The following is a 16,072-nucleotide window of genomic DNA, read 5'->3' on the forward strand; positions in this document are numbered from 1 at the left end:
CCCGCGGATCAGGCGCGGCTGAAGTCGGCGACGATCGCCGTCACGTTGTCCGGGGCGCCGGCCTGGTGGGCGAGCTTGATCAGTTGCTCGACGCAGTGCTGCCGGTCCGGGTAGGCGATCAGCGCCTGCCCGATGGCGGCGTCGTCGACCACGTCGGAGAGCCCGTCGCTGCACAGCAGCAACCGGTCACCCGGCTCGGCGGCCACCGTTCCCACCGCCGGCATCAGGTCGCCACCCTGCACCGCCCGGGTCACCACCGACCGCTGCGGATGCCGCCGCGCCTCCTCCGGCGTCAGCACCCCCTCGTCGACCAGGCCCTGGACCAGGGTGTCGTCCCGGGTGAGCTGGTGCAGCCGGCCGTCGCGCAGCAGATAGCAGCGCGAGTCACCGATGTGGGCCAGGGCGAGACGGTCGTCGTGGAGCAGCACCGCGGTCACCGTCGTGCCCATGCCGGTGCTCGCCGGATCGGCGCCACCCGCCTCCCGGATCAGCCGGTTGGCCTCCTCGACGGCCGCCGCCAGATCGGTCGTCGGGTCAACGACCGGCGCACCGTCCAGCGGCCGCAGGGCACGGATCACGAACTCGCTGGCCACCTCGCCGGCCGGCTGGCCACCGATCCCGTCAGCCACCACCACCAACCGGTCGCCGGCGTACGCCGCGTCCTCGTTGTTGGACCGGACCAGACCTGGATCGCTGGCATCGGCCGTACGCATGATCAGGGTCATGTCCGCAAGCTTGCCAAGGAAGGGGCCCGGTTGTCTCTACGAACTACTGCGTAGGCTGGGATGGATGATGCCGTTGGCCATGGTGGGACGGTCGGGTGAGCTGGCCGAGCTCGCCCGGGCGTGGTCGGTGGTCGCGGCCCGGACCCGGACCACCGCGCAGCCGGTCGTGCTCACCGGGGCGGCGGGCGTGGGCAAGAGCCTGCTGGTGTCGGCCGCTCTCGACAGCTTCACCCCGCCGCCGTCGACGGTGCTGGCCGGCGCCGCGCGGCTGCACACCCCCGCGCCGTATGACTGGTTGGCGGCGACGCTCAGCGGCCGCGACAACCCCGACGAGTTGCCGGTGCCGGCCGACGCGCTGGCCTGGCTCGCCCAGCAGCCCGGCGAGTCCCGGGAGCGGTACGCGCCCGCGGCGCTGCTCCGGTTGGCGGTGCGCGCGGTACGGGCGCTGGTGGGTGCCGGGCCCGCGGTGCTTGTCGTTGAGGACCTGCACGCGCTCGACCCGGCCAGCCTCAACCTGATCGGCGAACTGGCCGCGGTGCCCGACCTGCCAGCCCTGCTGGTGGTGGTGAGCCGCCCGCCCGAGGTCGCCGTGAATCCCGGCCTGGCGGCGCGCACACTGGCCCGGTTGACCGGCGCGCCGGGTGCGGTCCGCCAGCATCTCGGGCCACTCACGCCGGACGAGGTGGCCGAGATCCTCAACCAGGTGTACGCCGACCGGCCCGTCGCCGACGACGAGGCGCGGCCGGTCCCGGACGACGGGGCGGGGCCGGTTCCCGACGAGGTGGCCCGGGCGGTCTGGCGGCGCACCGGCGGTAATCCGTACTGGCTGACCGAGTTGCTGGCCACCGCCGGCGCCGGCAGCCCGAAGGCGTTGCTGGCCAGCCAGCTCCCGGCTTACCTGCGGTTGCCCGAGGTGCGCGCCGACCCGCCCCCGTCGCCGGTGGTCGCCTCCGCCGACCTGACCGCCCGCGAGATGGAGGTGCTGTCGCACCTGGCCGCCGGCATGTCGAACAAGCAGATCGCCCGCGCGCTCGGCATCTCGGTGCGGACGGTCACCGTGCACGTCTCCAACCTGCTCCGCAAGACCGGCACCGCGTCCCGCACCGAGGCGGCGCTGTGGGCGCTCCGGCACCAACCGCTCGCGCCGGTGCCCGCCCCGGCCGATCCGAGCCGGGGTCAGGACTCCCGGGCGAGTTGGTCGCCGGAAACGCCGAGCACCACCACGTCTTCGGCGACCCGCTCGATCTGGCCGGCGGCCACGTAGACGTCGTCGGCCAGCAACTCCGGGGCGTCGACCTTCACGTACCCCTCGCGCAGCAGGCGCGCGGCGAGGTCGGCCGGCACGTCCGGCTCGTCGCCGTTGCCCGTGCCGGTGTGCGGAACAGCGTCGCCGAGCACCCCGTCACCCGTGGGTGGCTCCTGGACGGTGACCGCGTTCGGGTCGCCGGTCCGGACCTCGATGACCCGACCGACCTCGGCGCCGGTCGCGTCGATCACCATCATCCCCGTGTTGACCTGAGCGATCGGGTGTGCGGTGGTTGGGACGTCTGGCTGCATACCGGACCGATTCCCAAGCGCCGCAACGGCTAAACGCCTCCCGCCGGTGGCCGGGGAGACAGCTCCCGCCAGGTGTCCGGGCCCACAAGCAACGCGTGGACGGCGTCGTAGCCGGCCTCCTCGCTGTCGTACTCGAAGAACCGGGAGATCCCCTCGGCGCCGCCCGCCCGCTGCTCGACGTACCACCGATCGGCATCGGCACGCAGGAAGACATCTCGTCGCGCCAGTCGTCCCCACTTGCCGTTCCACCAGTGCCTACGCTGCTCCATGGCGAGAGACTCTATCGAACACACGTACGACGATGGGTGTCGGTTCGCCGAGCGGGCGTCGGGCGGAGGCTCCTGGTCAGAGGGCAGCACCCCCGGTGGCGTCGATGACGCGACCGGTGACCCAGCGGGCATCGTCCGAGACCAGGAAGGCCACCACGTCGGCGATGTCTTCCGGCCGCCCGATCCGGCCGAGGGCCGCCAGTCCCGCGGCGTACGCCTCGGCCTCCGGATTTCCGCGCAGCCAGCCGGCGTTGGTGTCGGTGTCGACGATGCCGGGGGCGACGGAGTTCACGGTGATGCCGCGCGGGCCCAGCTCCTTCGCCAGGTTCAGGGTGAAGTTGTCGAGAGCGCCCTTGGTGGCGCAGTAGGCACTGATCTCGGGCATGGCGATGCGGCCCACGCCACTGGAGACGTTGACGATCCGGCCGTTGTCGCGCAGCCGCTTCAGACCCTGCTGGACGATGAAGAACGGGGCCCGGACGTTCACCGCGAACACGCGGTCGAACTCCGCCTCGGTCAGCGCTTCGAGGTTGGAACTGCGTCCGATCGCGGCGTTGTTGACGATGATGTCGACCCCGCCATCCGGCGCGTAACCGGTGATGCCCTGGTCGAAGGCGGCCCACAGGGCGGCCGCGTCGCCGTGCGTGCCGAGTTCGGTCCGTACCGGAAAGGCTCGACCGCCCGCCGTGGTGATCCGCCGGACCACCTCGGTCGCGGCGGGCTCGTTTTGGGCGTAACCGACCGCGACCACGGCACCGTCCCGGCCGAGCCGCTCCGCGATCGCCCGGCCGATGCCGCGGCTGCCGCCGGTGACCAGCGCGACCTTGTCGATGAGCCGATCCATTGTCCTCTCCCTTTCTTGAGTGGTCACTCAAGAAAGGGAGAGTAGCAGGTTTCTTGAACGGCCGCTATAGAATGGGTGGCATGACTCGTACCGGAGCGCCCCGGGGACGACCCCGCGGCTTCGACCGCGACGCCGCGCTCGCGCAGGCCACCCGGCTGTTCTGGGAGCGCGGCTACGAGGCCACGTCGATCGGCGAACTCACCGAGGCGCTGGGCATTCGACCCGCCAGCCTATACGCGGCGTTCGGCGACAAGCGGTCGCTGTTCCGAGAAGTCGTCGAGACCTACGGGCGGTCGCCGCTGGGCGCGTTCATGGGTGCCGCGTTGGCCGAGGAGCCGACCGCCTACGGCGCCTTCGCCCGGATCCTGCGAGAGGCGGCGCGCAGCTATCCGGACCCGGCGCATCCGGCCGGTTGCCTGGTCATCAGCGCGGCGACAAACGTCACCCGGCAGGATGACGCGATCCAGGGATATCTGCGGGACCGGCGCAACGCGAACCTGGCCGCCTTCACCGACCGGTTGCGTGCCGCCCAGCGCGCCGGCGAACTGCCGGCCGACGTGGACCCGCAGGCGCTGGCCGGCTACTTCGGCGCGGTCATCCAGGGCATGTCGCAGCGAGCCCGGGACGGCGCGGACGCCGCCGAGTTGGCCGCGGTGGCGGAGCTGGCGTTGGACGCATGGCCGGGCGGGCGGCGGGCGCCGTCAGGCGATGGACGGACGTGGCATACCCGGCGTCCGGTCGTCGGCATCGCCGACGACCGGACGCAACGAGATAACAGATGACGGATCGGCGGGAAAATACTGATCCCTTATTGCACCTGCAAGGTGTCCGAGGTTTTTGTGATGCCATCCACGCTGCCAGTCGCCTGGTATGCGGCCCTCATTCTGGTCCGCGCACAGTCCGCAGTTCTGGTGTTACCATATCCCTCGGCGATCAGGTAGATCCCATCAAAGCAGTTCCAGTACCAGCCATTCTGGATGAAACCAAGCCTCAGTCTGGCGATGTGGATGCCGCCCGTGTTGTTCGCATAATGGATGGTGAAATAGACCTCATTGTTATCGGCCCACGCACAGGATTGCCAGATGAATGCGGGGTTTGTTCGGTCGTAGTTGGAGCAGACATGTCCGGCTCCTCCGGGCGGGACGATGACATCCGCCATAGCGGGCGTCGCGGTGACCGTGAGCGCCAAAGCCGCAGCCGTCGCGACGAAGGCCGCGCGCATCGCTGTCCTGCCCCGCAGAAGGCGCTGCCGTACTTTTCCTGGTCCCAACATGGGTACTCCTTTTCATCCCCGAATCTTGACCATATTCAACCCATGATCGCGATTCCAGACTTGACTTCATCGGCCTCGTATGGTCAACGGCGCGTGTGAGTGGGGAAGCCGCAGATACATCGCCCGACATCGAAGTCAACACCCCTGTCGATCAGGCGTCTAATCGATGGTTGCGCATCAGTCGGCACGGAGTCCCGCGGCGCCGGGGCGCGGTGGCGTCGCAGTTCAGGGATTGGAAAGGGCCCCCTCCTATGCGAAAAGCGATAAGAAGGGGCCGTTCCTTGCGCGGAGGGGTCAGCGGCGGTCGCGGTCGAGGATGTTGTCCAGGGCGCCGCGCTGCTGGGCCGGGTAACCCGGGGCGGCGCCGGACTCGCCGGCCGGGCCCGGCGGCTGGTGCCGGTGGTCCGGGTGCGCGCCGGCGGCGACCAGCGCGTCGCGGATCTCGGTGAGCAGCTTGACCTCCTCGCTGGGGGCGGCGGGCGGCGGTTCCTCACCCCGGCGGCGCCGCTCGGCGAGCTTGTTCATGGGGAAGACCACGAGGAAGTAGAGCGTGGCCGCGGTGAGCAGGAAGGTGATTATCGCGTTGATGAAGGTGGCGTAGTCGAAGACGACACCGTCCTTGACCTTCCAGGCGCCCGCCGCGATCCCCTCACCGCCACCAATCAGCTGGATCAGCGGCTTGAGGAAGGAACTGGTGAACGCCGTCACCAGCCCGGTGAACGCGGCCCCGATCACGACGCCGACCGCGAGGTCGACGACGTTGCCGCGCATGATGAAATCCTTGAAACCCTTGAGCATCGACGCTCCCGATGTGTCCGGTTGACTGCCGCGACACCCTATTCCCCGGGCGGCGTCTCCAGGAACGCGGCGGCCTCGTCGGCGGCCCGGGCTGGATCGCGGTCCCGGATGGCCGCGACGAGTCGGGCGTGGTCGACGTACCGCTCGGGGTCCACCTCGCCGTCCGAGCCGCCCACCGACTCCGCCACGGTGGCCCGCATGGCCGCCCCGATCGAGGCGTACAACTCGGCGAGCATGGCGTTGTGCGCCGCAGCGACGATCGCGGTGTGCAGGTCGGCGTCGGCGGCGACGAAGTCGGCGAGCCGGCCGGACCCCCAGGCGGCCTCCCGGGCGGCCAGCGTGGCGTCGAGGGCGGCCAGGTCATCGGGGGTACGCCGGAGCGCCGCCAACCGGGCCGCCTCGACCTCGAACGCGCGGCGCACCTCGACCGCCTCGGTGAACCGGGCGTCGGCGACCCGGCGGGCCACGGCGCCGGACAGTTCGTCGGTGGAGACGACGTAGGTGCCGGAGCCCTGCCGGCACTCCAGCACCCCCGCGTGGGCCAGCGCCTTGACCGCCTCGCGAACCGTGTTCCGCCCCACACCCAGCACCTCCATCAGCCGCGGCTCCGTGGGGATCTTGCTGCCGAGCGGCCAGTCGCCGGCCGCGATGTGCCCTCTGAGCTGGTCAATCGTCTGGCGGATCCGGGTCTGCCGGCCGGCGGCGGAGGTGGAATTAGCGGGCCGTGTCATCGGTTACAACCGCCGTCCCAATTCATCCCATGATTGTAGGGTCGAGCCAATGACACCGCCATCCGCGACCCTCGCCGGGCCGTCCGTCGCGCCGCCCGCCGGCCCGTCGCCCGCCCCGGCCGACGCGTCGAGCACCCCGTCGATCCCGGCCACCTCCCCGTCGACCCCGGCCATCACCGCATCGGTCCCGGCCGGCGCCGTGCCCGTCCCTGCCGGCCCGGCGGTCGACTCGGCCGGTCGGCCGATCGCCGGCGGGTTGCTCGCCCTGGTGGCGCTGCTGCTCATCGCGCTCAACCTGCGTGCCGCGATCACCAGCCTCGGGGCTCTCCTCGGCGAGGTCCGTACCGGACTGCAGCTCTCCGGCGCCATTGCCGGACTGATCACCACGCTGCCCACCATCGCCTTCGCCGGCTTCGGCGCGCTCACCCCGTGGTTGGTCCGCCGCTACGCGCCAGCCCGGGTCCTGGCGACGGCGATGGTCGCCCTGACGGCAGGTCAACTGCTGCGGGCCAGCACGGACTCGGCCGCGGTGTTCCTCGCCACCAGCGCCCTCGCGCTGGCCGGCATCGCGGTTGCCAACATTCTGCTGCCGATGCTGGTCAAGCAGTACTTCGCGCACCGGACCGGGCTGGTGACCGGGGCGTACACCATGGCGCTGACGGTCGGCAGCACGGTGGCCGCGGCCGCGGCCGTGCCGGTCGCGCACGCCGCCGGTTCCTGGCGCGCCGGACTGGGCGCCTGGGCGCTGCTCGCCGCGCTGGCGGTACTCCCGCTCATCCCGCTGGCGCTGCGGCGCGGCCGGCCGAAGCTGCTGGACCGGTCGCCCAGCGCGGCTCGGGTGCGGCCGTCACGAACCCGGCTGGGCTGGGCGATGGCGGCGTACTTCGGCATGCAGTCGCTGAGCGGATACGCGATCATGGGCTGGCTCGCCCAGTTGTTCCGGGACGCCGGCTACCGGCCGGAGACGGCCGGCCTGCTGCTCGCCGGCGTGACCGCGATGGGCGTACCGCTGGCGCTGGCCATGGCGACCCTGGTCGCCCGGGTTCGCACGCTGCACGCGGTGGTGGCGACACTGTCCACGGCGTCGGCGGTGGCATACCTCGGACTGGCCATCGCCCCGCACGACGGCGCCCTGCTCTGGGTGCCGCTGCTCGCGGTCGGCCAGGCGGCCTTTCCGCTGATCCTCGCCACGATCGGGCTGCGCGCCCGGACGCCGGCGGGCACGGTTGCCCTGTCGGCCTTCGCGCAGAGCACCGGTTACCTGGTGGCGGCGCTCGGGCCGCTGCTCGTCGGCCTGCTCTACTCCGCGACCGGAGGCTGGACCGCGCCGATCGCGCTGCTGCTGGGCGCGCTGGCGGTGCAGACCACCGCGGGATTCGCCATCGCCCGCCCCCGTTTCGTCGAGGACGAGTAGGTGGCGCGGAAGGGTCTCCGCTGCCGGCTTCCCGTAGCGGGACTGGCCTCGGTCAACGCGTGCCGGTCAGTTTGACGCCCGGCTCTGCTCGCCGGTCACCGCCTGCTCGACCGTGGGGTACGTCTGGAGCACCTCGACCAGACCGCTCACCTCAAGGATCCGCAGCACCCCTCGCTGCGGAGCGGCGAGCCGGACCACGCCACCGGCCTCGTCGCAGCTGTTCTTCGCCCGGACAAACACCGACAACCCGGTCGAGTCACAGAACGACACGTCGGCCAGGTCGAAGACCAGCCGACTCCGGCCCTTCTCCAGCAGATCCGTGATCTGGTCCTGCAACTGGGGCGCGGTGGCCATGTCGAGCTCGCCCGCGACCGACACGACGACCACGTCGCCACGCTGTTCGGTGTTCACCGTCAACGACATTCGGGACCTCCTGGTATCGGTCGAACGGTACCCGACCCGCCAGGGGCGGCGCAGGACGGGCGCCAACCGGCGTCCGATGCTGCTTGCATCGCGGCAACTAGCTATGGTTTCCCGGTGATAGAGTCCGCCCGGTCCGGGCCAGGGAGGTAACGGTGGCGCTCAACGCGGAGGAAAGCGGGCGGTTCGCCGATCTGCTGGGTCGACACACCGACTCGATCGTCAAGCGGTGGACGGAGATCATTGCCGGTTCGCTGCGGGGACGGTTGAGCCAGGGTGAGGTCGAGCGGCAGGTACGGGAACTGCACGACGCGCTCACCGGTTCGCTCCGGGACGGAGCCAGCGGGCACGGGATGGACCTGCAGGCCGACACCGCCCGGGAACTACGTGCCGTGCTGTCCGAGCTGTCCCGCGGCCGGGCCCGCCAGGGATTCTCCGCCACCGAGACGGCGATAAGCGTTTTCGCCCTGAAGGACGCCCTGCTGGAAGCGATAAAAGCCGGCGGGCGGGACGGCACACTCGCCGATTTCGTGACATTCGGCCGGCTCGTGGACGACCTGGGGCTGTTCACCTTCGAGAGCTACTCGCGTGCCCGCGAGGAACTGATCGCCGACCAGGCCGAGCAACTGTTGGAGCTGTCCACCCCGGTGGTGAAGCTCTGGGAGGGCGTCGTCGCGGTCCCCTTGGTCGGGACCCTCGACTCGGCGCGTGCCCAGGTGGTCATGGAACGCCTGCTGCAGACGCTCGTGGACACCGGTTCGCCGTACGCGATCATCGACATCACCGGCGTACCCGCGGTTGACACCCAGGTCGCCCAGCACGTCCTGAAGACCGTGGTGGCCGCCCGGCTGATGGGTGCCGACTGCATCATCTCGGGCATCCGACCCCAGATCGCCCAGACGATCGTGGCGCTCGGCATCGAGTTCGGCGACATCGTGACCAAGGCCAGCCTGGCCGACGCGCTCCGCCACGTCCTGCGGCTCAGCGGGGTGGACACCGCGCGCCGGGCGCGTCGGGAGACCTGATGGACCGGGTACCGGTACTGAAGATCGGCGACATCCTGCTGGTCTCCATCCAGGTCGACATGTCGGACCAGACGGCCCTCCAGTTACAGGAAGACCTCGCGGAACGGATCGTCGCGACCGGCTGCCACGGCGTGATCATCGACATCACCGCGCTGGACATCGTCGACTCGTTCATCGGCCGGATGCTGTCCACCATCGCCTCGATGTCCAAGGTCCTCGACGCCGAGACCGTGGTCGTCGGGATGCGCCCGGCGGTGGCCATCACCCTCGTGGAACTCGGCCTCTCGCTGCACGGCATCCGCACCGCGTTGAACGTCGAGCGCGGGATGGAGCTGATCGCGTCGAGCCGGGACGACGACTGGCTCGACGATGCGCCGGAGGGCCACGCCGACAACGAAGCGGTGGCGTCGTAGTCATGACCGCCGGGATCGATCTCGGCCGACCGCAGGTTCAGGTGATCGCCGGCGACGAGGACGTCGTCCGGGTCCGCCAACTGGTCCGTACCGTCGCGGTGGCGGCGAAGCTGTCGCTTGTCGACCAGACCAAGCTGGTCACCGCCGCCAGCGAACTCGCCCGCAACACCCTGGTCTACGGCGGCGGCGGATCGGCGGAGGTCGCCGTCTTCGAGGACGGTCGGCGGCGCGGCGTGCGGATCGTCTTCGCCGACGAGGGACCGGGCATCGCCGACCTGGACCTGGCGCTCACCGACGGCTACACCACGGGCGGGGGGCTGGGGCTCGGCCTCAGCGGGGCACGCCGCCTGGTCGACGAGTTCGACATCGACACGGCCGTCGGCCGGGGCACCCGCATCACCGCCACCAAGTGGTCCAGATGAGCCCGGTGGCGCCATCTGCCGGGATCGGTGACGAGGGTGTCTGGTTCCGGGTCGAGTCGGGCAGTGCCGGTAGCACGGTTCGCCGGGCGGCCGAGCGGCTCGCCGCAGACCTGGGCCTGGGCGACCGGCGGACGGCCGACCTTTCCATCGTGGTGGCCGAACTCGCCAGCAACATGGTGAAGCACGCGCAGGAGGGCACGCTGCTGCTGCGCCCGGTGCGGACCTCCGTCCAGGTCGGTGTCGAGCTGGTGGGGATCGACTCCGGACCGGGCATGGCCGATCTGGCCGGTTCGTCGCGCGACGGACACTCGACCACCGGGACGCTTGGCGTCGGCCTGGGATCCATCGCCCGCCAGGCGACCTGGTACGACGCCCACTCGGTGCCCGGCCGGGGGACCGTGGTGACGGCACAGGTCTGGACGGGACCCGCCCCCGAGCCGGCCTGGGCGGCCGGGCTGACCCGACCGTTGACCGGGGAGCAGGTCAGCGGGGACGGGTACGCGGTGCGGACCGTGGCCGGACGGCATCAGGTGCTGGTCAGCGACGGACTGGGTCACGGGCCGCTGGCCGCCGCTGCCAGCCAGGAAGCGCGGCGCGCGTTCCTCACCGGACCGGCGGCCTCGCCAGCCGGCATGGTCGAACACCTGCACAAGTCGATCAACCACACTCGGGGGGCGGCGCTCGCGGTGGCCGAGCCGGATGCCGCCGCCGGTGTGCTGCGGTATGCCGGGCTCGGCAACATCGCCGGGTCGGTGGTGACGGAGAGCAGTCGGCGGGGCCTGGTCTCGCTGCCCGGAATCGCCGGGCATCAGCGCCGCCAGGTCCGGGAGTACGAGTACCCGTACCCGGCGGGCGCCGTGCTGGTGATGCATTCGGACGGGGTCGTCGACCGCTGGCAGGCGGTGGACTACCCGGGCCTGCTCGGCCGGGCGCCGCTGGTGGTGGCGGCGACCATCCTGCGTGATTCCGGGGTACGCCGTGACGACGCATGCGTACTCGTGGCGAGGGTGCGATGACCGCCGACGGCGGGGACGCCGCCGGCAGCCGTCCGGTGGACGGGGGCGTCGACGGCGCGGGAGCCGACGGCGCGAACGGGGGCGTCGAGACGGAGGGTGGCATTGCGGCCGGGGTGCCGCTACTGCAGTTCCTGATCCGGGTGGAGCACGACATCTTCGTGGTCCGGCAGCGCGGTCGGGAGGTTGCCGCCGCCGTCGGTCTCGAATACCAGGACCAGATCCGGATCGCCACCGCACTCAGCGAGGTCTCCCGGGAACTGCTGGCGCAGGCTGGTGGCGCTGACGTGACATTCCGCGCCATTCCCGGTACGGACCGATCGGACGCCGCGCTATGGATCGACCTGACCGCCTCCGGCCCCGTGCCCGAACTGCGGTCCGGCCCGGCGGCAACCGTGCCCCGGCTCGTGGACGAACTCGTGATCAGCGACGAGGAGCGGGTTACGGTCGTACGGATGTCCCGCCGTATCCCGCCGGCCACGCGTCCGCTCGACAAGGAGCGGATCGCGGAACTGCGCACGGCGCTGAGCCAGCATCTGCCCGGCACGCCGCTGGAGGAGCTTGCCCTCCAGAACGACCAACTGATCACCGCCCTGGACGAGGTGCGCAGCCAACGGGACGAACTCGCCGTGCTGAATCGGGAACTGCAGGACACCAACCGCGGCGTGATGGCCCTCTACTCCCAGCTCTCCGAGGAACTCGAGGCCACCAACCAGGGGGTGGTGGCGCTCTATGCCGAGCTGGACGAGAAGTCGGCACAGTTGCGTGCGGCGAGCGAGGCCAAGAGTCGATTCCTGGCCAACGTGAGCCACGAGCTACGGGCTCCGGTGACGGCGATCATGGGTCTCGGGAGGCTGCTGGCCGACTCCGCGTCGGATCCGCTGACCGCCGAGCAGTCCCGCCAGGTCGAGCTGATCCGCGGCTCGGCGGCCGACCTGCTGTCCCTGGTCAACGACCTGCTCGACCTCGCCAAGGCGGAGTCCGGGCGGATCGAGCCCAGCTGGGCGGAGGTGGACCTGCGGGTCGTCTTCGGGCAGTTGCGCGGCACGTTGCGCGCGCTGGCCACCGACCCGGACGTGGAGCTGGTCGTGGCGGAGCCACCCGAACCGGCGGTCATCCGCTCCGACGAGGTGTTGCTTTCCCAGGTGCTGCGCAACCTGCTGCACAACGGGCTCAAGTTCACCGAACGCGGAGAGGTCCGGCTGTGGGCCGAACGTGTCGGGGACCGGTGGCGGCTGTCCGTCACCGACACCGGGGTCGGCATCCCCACCGAGCTGCACGGACGGATCTTCGAGGAGTTCTACCAGGTGCCGGGTAGCCGTGCCACCGGCACCGGTCTCGGACTGCCGTACGCCCGGCGGCTGGTCACCCTGCTCGGCGGCACCCTGGACCTGACGAGCGAACCGGGCCGTGGCAGCACCTTCGTTGTCGTCCTGCCGGTGTCCGGAGCCGACCGTGGAGAATGAACCGGCGACTCTCCTCGTGGTCGACGACAGCGCCACCAAGCGATATCTGCTTGTCAACTGGCTGACGCGGGCCGGTTTCGCGGTCCGTGAGGCGGAGACCGGAGCGGCGGCGCTGGACCGGGCCGGCGCCGGGGATATCGACCTCGTGGTCCTCGACGTCCGGCTGCCGGACATGAGCGGCTATGACGTCTGCGAGCGGATAAAGGCGGCAGACGAGGCGATGCCGGTGATCCACGTGTCGGCGCACGCGGTGGACGTGGCCGATCGCGCCCAAGGGCTGACCCGGGGCGCCGACGCGTATCTCGTCGAGCCGATCGAGCCCGAGGAACTGGTCGCCACCGCGCAGGCCGTACTGCGCTACTACCGCGCCCGGCAACGGGCCGAACTGCTCGCCGACCGGCTCCGCATGCTCGCCGACACCACTCTCGCGGTGACTGTCGCGTCCTCGTTCGCCCAGTTGCTGGAGGTGGCGGCGGCGGGTGGAGTGCGGATCTTCAAGGCTCCGGTCGCCGTCATCGCGGAGACATCCGACGGCGAATGCCTGGCCGGCGTGGCGCTGGGACCGGACCAGCCACCGGAGATCAGACCCTGGATCGTCGACGACACCGGAGTGCCGGTCGGCTCCACCGTACGGGTCGGCCCGGCGCGGGACTGGGCGGTGCTCGACTGGGACGGCGAGGAGGAGGTGACCGTCGCCGCCGCCCGACTGCGGCCGGATCGGGCGCCGCTGTACGTCGCGGTGCCGGCGAGCGGCCAGACGCCGGGCACCCCGGTGCTCATCCAGCTCACCCAGGCGATCGCCGCGGCGGTTGAGGCGCAGCGGTCGTACGACGAGGAACACCGGATCGCGGTGACCCTGCAACGCAGCCTGCTGCCCCGCCAGATCCCGACGATAGCCGGCCTCGACCTGGCGGTGCGCTACGAGCCGGCGAGCGCCGACACCGAGATCGGCGGCGACTTCTACGAGCTGGTGATGCTCGACGGGCACCTGCTCATGGCGATCGGCGACGTGGCGGGACACTCGTTGCACGCCGCGACCGTGATGGCGGAGCTTCGCCACGCCCTGCGGGCGTACGCCGTGGAGGGGCACCAGCCGGGTGAGATGCTGGCCCGGGTCGATCACCTGATGCGCACCCTGCTGCCGGGCGAGCTGGCCACGGTCTGCGTCCTGCTGCTGCATCCGCCGAGCGGCCGGGTGCGGATGGCCACGGCCGGCCACCTCCCGCCGTTGGTGCTCGCCGACGGGCGGGTGGAGTTCCTGGACCATCGGGCGGCGCTGCTCGGCGTACTGGCGGATCGTCCGGCGGATCTGGAGTTCGAGCTGCCGCCCGGCGCGACGCTTGTGCTCTACACCGACGGGCTGATCGAGCGCCGGGACGCCACAATCGACGAGGGGCTGCGGGCGTTGGCCCAATCCGCAAGGCACGTCGAGGACGACCTCGACCGGTTCTGCGAACGCCTGTTGACGGAGCTGGCCCCGCCGGAGATCCAGGACGATGTCGCGGTGGTCGCCCTCCGCCGCCGGTGAAAAGGAACCCGCGGCGATAATGTCGCGATGATCGAGACCCGTGATCTCACCAAGGTGTACGGTCGCGTCCGCGCCGTGGACCGGATCACGTTCACCGCCGCGTCCGGCCGGGTGACCGGTTTCCTCGGCCTCAACGGCTCGGGAAAGACCACCACCCTGCGGATGCTGCTCGGGCTGAGCCGGCCGACCTCCGGCACAGCGTTGGTCAACAACCGTCGGTTCCGGGATCTGCGGAACCCGGCACAGCAGGTGGGCGCGGTGCTGGACCAGGGCATCAACCATCCCGGCCAGACCGGGCGGGCGCATCTCGTCAGCCACGCGGTCCTGGCCGGGGTGCCCCGGTCCCGGGTGGACGTGCTGCTTGAGCACGTCGGCCTGACGCATGCCGCCGACCGGCGCAGTGGCGACTACTCGTTGGGCATGCGGCAGCGGCTCGCGATGGCGACCGCGCTGCTCGGCGATCCTCCGGTGCTGGTACTCGACGAGCCGGCGAACGGGCTCGACCCTGAGGGCATGGCATGGCTGCGACGGTTGCTGCGTGAGCATGCCGGTAGGGGCGGAACCGTCCTCATCTCAAGCCACCTACTGGCCGAGTTGGACCAACTGGTCGACGACGTGGTCGTTGTCGCCGACGGTCGGATCCGGTACGCGGCGCCGCTCGACACCCTGTACCGCGCCGCGGTCCGGCGGCTGCGCGTCCGGGGTCGCGATCCCGGGCGCCTCTGGCAGGCGTACGAACGGGCCGGTGGCCGGGTCAGTGCCGACGGGGCGGCGTTGCACGTCTCGGGGCTGTCCCCGGAGGACGCGGGTGAGATCGCGTTCGGGGCCCGGGTCCCCATCTACGAACTGTCGATCGAGACGCCGAACCTGGAACAGATCTTCCTCGACCTGGCGGCCCGATGATCGCGTTGGTCGGCAGCGAACTGCACCGCATGGCCACCGTGCGGTCCAGTCGGGCCTCCCTGGCGGTGTCCGTGCCGCTCGCCGCTCTGGTCGGCTGGGTCAACATCGACGGGTGGAGCCTCCTCGTCTGGCTGGGGGCGTTCGCGTTCGCGGTCATGGTGGTCGCCCAGCATCACCAACACCGCACCGCGGTTCTGCTCTATCTGGCCCGTCCCGGCCGGTTGCCGGTGCTGGCGGGACAGGTCATCACCGCCGTCCTGGTCGCCGTCGGGTTCGCCGCCACGAGCGGCGTCGCGGTGCTCGCGAGGGGCGAGGGAGATCGGTACGCGAACAACTTGATCGCCGTGTCGTTGACCGCCGTGCTGGGGGCGGCCGTGACGGCGGTCGTACGCCGGCCGGCGTGGCTGTTCCTGGCGGTCGCCGGTTGGATCGTTCTCGCCGAGGGCCTGCTCGGCAGGTTGTCGGCGCCGCTGCCGTTCTCGGCACTGCTCGGGATCAGTACCGGCGATCGACAGCGGCTGCTGATCGCCGTGTCCTGGGCGGTGCTGGCGTTGCTCGGCGCGGCCGTCGCGGTCCACCGGGATGTGTCCGGTGACTGAGGTTGGCTTGTTGGCAGGGGACTATTTACCGCGTTTGACATACTGATCTTTGTGTCGGAAGCCGCTGTATCGGTCCGGGATCTCCTCGTCTCGTACGGGTCGACCGTCGTCTTCGACGGCTTTGAGTTGGCGGCCGGGAAAGGCGCGGCCACCTGCCTGACGGGCGAGAACGGCACGGGCAAGTCGACGCTGCTGCGCTGCGTGGCGGGCCTGCAGGCCCCGGACGCCGGGACGGTCGACGTGTTCGACGAGCGGCCGGGCCGGTCGGTGGAGTTCTGGCGGGCGGTGGCGACGACGGTGGAGAACCCGAGTTGGTATCACGGACTTACGGTGCGGGAGCACGCCGAGCTGATCCGGATGGCGAACGGCGCCGACCCGGGGGACGGCGTGATCGACGAGCTGTTCGAGTCGCTGGGGTTGACCGAGGTGGCGGACGGCGCCCCGCTGAACCTCTCGTCCGGCCAGCGGCAACGGTTGATGCTTGCGGCGGTGCTGGTCCGGCCCAGCCGGCTGTTGATCCTTGACGAACCGGAGCAGCGGCTGGACACGACCATCAAGCGTACGGTGGCGGACCTGCTGCGACGGTACGTGACCGATGGCGGCACCCTGCTGATGGCCAGCCACGATCCGGCGTTCGCCGACGAGGTCGGCGGCGACCGAGTGGCACTGTGA

20 protein-coding genes are annotated in these 16,072 nt (G+C 70.9%); 12 read left to right on the top strand and 8 right to left on the bottom strand.

The genetic code is table 11. The annotated features are described in order from the left end of the window. Nucleotides 1-8: 8 nt before the first annotated feature. Nucleotides 9-725, bottom strand: a complete 717-nt coding sequence (locus tag ACFQUZ_RS22855; RefSeq protein WP_377445711.1) for a PP2C family protein-serine/threonine phosphatase — start codon at nt 723-725, stop codon at nt 9-11. Between the two features lie 64 nt (nt 726-789). Between ACFQUZ_RS22855 and ACFQUZ_RS22860 the strand changes: the two genes are divergently transcribed. Then, nucleotides 790-1,989: a LuxR C-terminal-related transcriptional regulator gene (locus tag ACFQUZ_RS22860; protein WP_377445713.1), complete on the top strand. Its 1,200-nt coding sequence runs from the start codon at nt 790-792 to the stop codon at nt 1,987-1,989. Here ACFQUZ_RS22860 and ACFQUZ_RS22865 read toward each other — a convergent pair. The 3 genes from ACFQUZ_RS22865 to ACFQUZ_RS22875 all read right to left on the bottom strand — a co-directional run bounded on the left by ACFQUZ_RS22865 (nt 1,902) and on the right by ACFQUZ_RS22875 (nt 3,395). Then, the gene (locus tag ACFQUZ_RS22865; protein ID WP_377445714.1) at nt 1,902-2,282 is read right to left on the bottom strand and encodes a hypothetical protein; all 381 of its coding nucleotides are present in this window, start codon (nt 2,280-2,282) and stop codon (nt 1,902-1,904) included. The genes ACFQUZ_RS22860 and ACFQUZ_RS22865 overlap by 88 nt on opposite strands. 29 nt (nt 2,283-2,311) lie before the next feature. Next, nucleotides 2,312-2,551 carry a hypothetical protein gene (locus ACFQUZ_RS22870; RefSeq protein ID WP_377445715.1) on the bottom strand — a complete coding sequence of 80 codons (240 nt, stop codon included), beginning with the start codon at nt 2,549-2,551 and terminating at the stop codon, nt 2,312-2,314. 76 nt (nt 2,552-2,627) lie between these two features. Next, nucleotides 2,628-3,395 (bottom strand): SDR family oxidoreductase, encoded by a 768-nt coding sequence (locus ACFQUZ_RS22875; protein ID WP_377445716.1) that lies wholly within the window; start codon nt 3,393-3,395, stop codon nt 2,628-2,630. Nucleotides 3,396-3,475: 80 nt separating this feature from the next. On the opposite strand from ACFQUZ_RS22875, the gene ACFQUZ_RS22880 reads away from it, so the two are divergent. Beyond that, nucleotides 3,476-4,177 carry a TetR/AcrR family transcriptional regulator gene (locus ACFQUZ_RS22880; protein WP_377445717.1) on the top strand — a complete coding sequence of 234 codons (702 nt, stop codon included), beginning with the start codon at nt 3,476-3,478 and terminating at the stop codon, nt 4,175-4,177. 26 nt (nt 4,178-4,203) lie between these two features. On the opposite strand, the gene ACFQUZ_RS22885 is transcribed toward ACFQUZ_RS22880, so the two are convergent. The 3 genes from ACFQUZ_RS22885 to ACFQUZ_RS22895 all read right to left on the bottom strand — a co-directional run bounded on the left by ACFQUZ_RS22885 (nt 4,204) and on the right by ACFQUZ_RS22895 (nt 6,197). Further along, the gene (locus ACFQUZ_RS22885) at nt 4,204-4,668 is read right to left on the bottom strand and encodes a hypothetical protein (protein ID WP_377445718.1); all 465 of its coding nucleotides are present in this window, start codon (nt 4,666-4,668) and stop codon (nt 4,204-4,206) included. Between the two features lie 294 nt (nt 4,669-4,962). Next, nucleotides 4,963-5,466, bottom strand: a complete 504-nt coding sequence (gene mscL, locus ACFQUZ_RS22890) for a large conductance mechanosensitive channel protein MscL (protein WP_377445720.1) — start codon at nt 5,464-5,466, stop codon at nt 4,963-4,965. Between the two features lie 38 nt (nt 5,467-5,504). Beyond that, nucleotides 5,505-6,197, bottom strand: a complete 693-nt coding sequence (locus tag ACFQUZ_RS22895) for a FadR/GntR family transcriptional regulator (protein WP_377445722.1) — start codon at nt 6,195-6,197, stop codon at nt 5,505-5,507. A gap of 49 nt (nt 6,198-6,246) precedes the next feature. Between ACFQUZ_RS22895 and ACFQUZ_RS22900 the strand changes: the two genes are divergently transcribed. Then, nucleotides 6,247-7,611 carry an MFS transporter gene (locus ACFQUZ_RS22900; RefSeq protein WP_377445724.1) on the top strand — a complete coding sequence of 455 codons (1,365 nt, stop codon included), beginning with the start codon at nt 6,247-6,249 and terminating at the stop codon, nt 7,609-7,611. 66 nt (nt 7,612-7,677) lie between these two features. On the opposite strand, the gene ACFQUZ_RS22905 is transcribed toward ACFQUZ_RS22900, so the two are convergent. Further along, nucleotides 7,678-8,034 (bottom strand): STAS domain-containing protein, encoded by a 357-nt coding sequence (locus ACFQUZ_RS22905; RefSeq protein ID WP_377445726.1) that lies wholly within the window; start codon nt 8,032-8,034, stop codon nt 7,678-7,680. 152 nt (nt 8,035-8,186) lie between these two features. Between ACFQUZ_RS22905 and ACFQUZ_RS22910 the strand changes: the two genes are divergently transcribed. The 9 genes from ACFQUZ_RS22910 to ACFQUZ_RS22950 are packed head-to-tail and all read left to right on the top strand — an operon-like array spanning nt 8,187 to nt 16,072. After that, the gene (locus ACFQUZ_RS22910) at nt 8,187-9,056 is read left to right on the top strand and encodes an STAS domain-containing protein (protein WP_377445728.1); all 870 of its coding nucleotides are present in this window, start codon (nt 8,187-8,189) and stop codon (nt 9,054-9,056) included. After that, nucleotides 9,056-9,469, top strand: a complete 414-nt coding sequence (locus ACFQUZ_RS22915; protein WP_377445730.1) for an STAS domain-containing protein — start codon at nt 9,056-9,058, stop codon at nt 9,467-9,469. Before ACFQUZ_RS22910 ends, ACFQUZ_RS22915 begins: the two co-directional genes overlap by 1 nt. 2 nt (nt 9,470-9,471) lie before the next feature. Then, nucleotides 9,472-9,891 carry an ATP-binding protein gene (locus tag ACFQUZ_RS22920; protein WP_377445732.1) on the top strand — a complete coding sequence of 140 codons (420 nt, stop codon included), beginning with the start codon at nt 9,472-9,474 and terminating at the stop codon, nt 9,889-9,891. Next, nucleotides 9,888-10,907, top strand: coding sequence for a SpoIIE family protein phosphatase (locus ACFQUZ_RS22925; RefSeq protein WP_377445734.1), 1,020 nt, complete (start codon nt 9,888-9,890; stop codon nt 10,905-10,907). The genes ACFQUZ_RS22920 and ACFQUZ_RS22925 overlap by 4 nt, the downstream gene beginning before the upstream one ends. After that, nucleotides 10,880-12,370, top strand: coding sequence for an ATP-binding protein (locus ACFQUZ_RS22930; RefSeq protein WP_377445736.1), 1,491 nt, complete (start codon nt 10,880-10,882; stop codon nt 12,368-12,370). Before ACFQUZ_RS22925 ends, ACFQUZ_RS22930 begins: the two co-directional genes overlap by 28 nt. Continuing rightward, complete coding sequence (locus ACFQUZ_RS22935) at nt 12,360-13,898, top strand: SpoIIE family protein phosphatase (protein WP_377445738.1); 1,539 nt, start codon at nt 12,360-12,362, stop codon at nt 13,896-13,898. The genes ACFQUZ_RS22930 and ACFQUZ_RS22935 overlap by 11 nt, the downstream gene beginning before the upstream one ends. Before the next feature lie 27 nt (nt 13,899-13,925). Continuing rightward, the gene (locus tag ACFQUZ_RS22940) at nt 13,926-14,801 is read left to right on the top strand and encodes an ATP-binding cassette domain-containing protein (RefSeq protein ID WP_377445740.1); all 876 of its coding nucleotides are present in this window, start codon (nt 13,926-13,928) and stop codon (nt 14,799-14,801) included. Then, complete coding sequence (locus tag ACFQUZ_RS22945; RefSeq protein ID WP_377445742.1) at nt 14,798-15,400, top strand: hypothetical protein; 603 nt, start codon at nt 14,798-14,800, stop codon at nt 15,398-15,400. Before ACFQUZ_RS22940 ends, ACFQUZ_RS22945 begins: the two co-directional genes overlap by 4 nt. A 51-nt stretch (nt 15,401-15,451) precedes the next feature. Then, nucleotides 15,452-16,072 carry an ATP-binding cassette domain-containing protein gene (locus ACFQUZ_RS22950; protein ID WP_377445744.1) on the top strand — a complete coding sequence of 207 codons (621 nt, stop codon included), beginning with the start codon at nt 15,452-15,454 and terminating at the stop codon, nt 16,070-16,072.

The sequence above is a fragment of the Plantactinospora sp. GCM10030261 genome, assembly GCF_042666615.1.
Lineage (GTDB): Bacteria > Actinomycetota > Actinomycetes > Mycobacteriales > Micromonosporaceae > KBS50.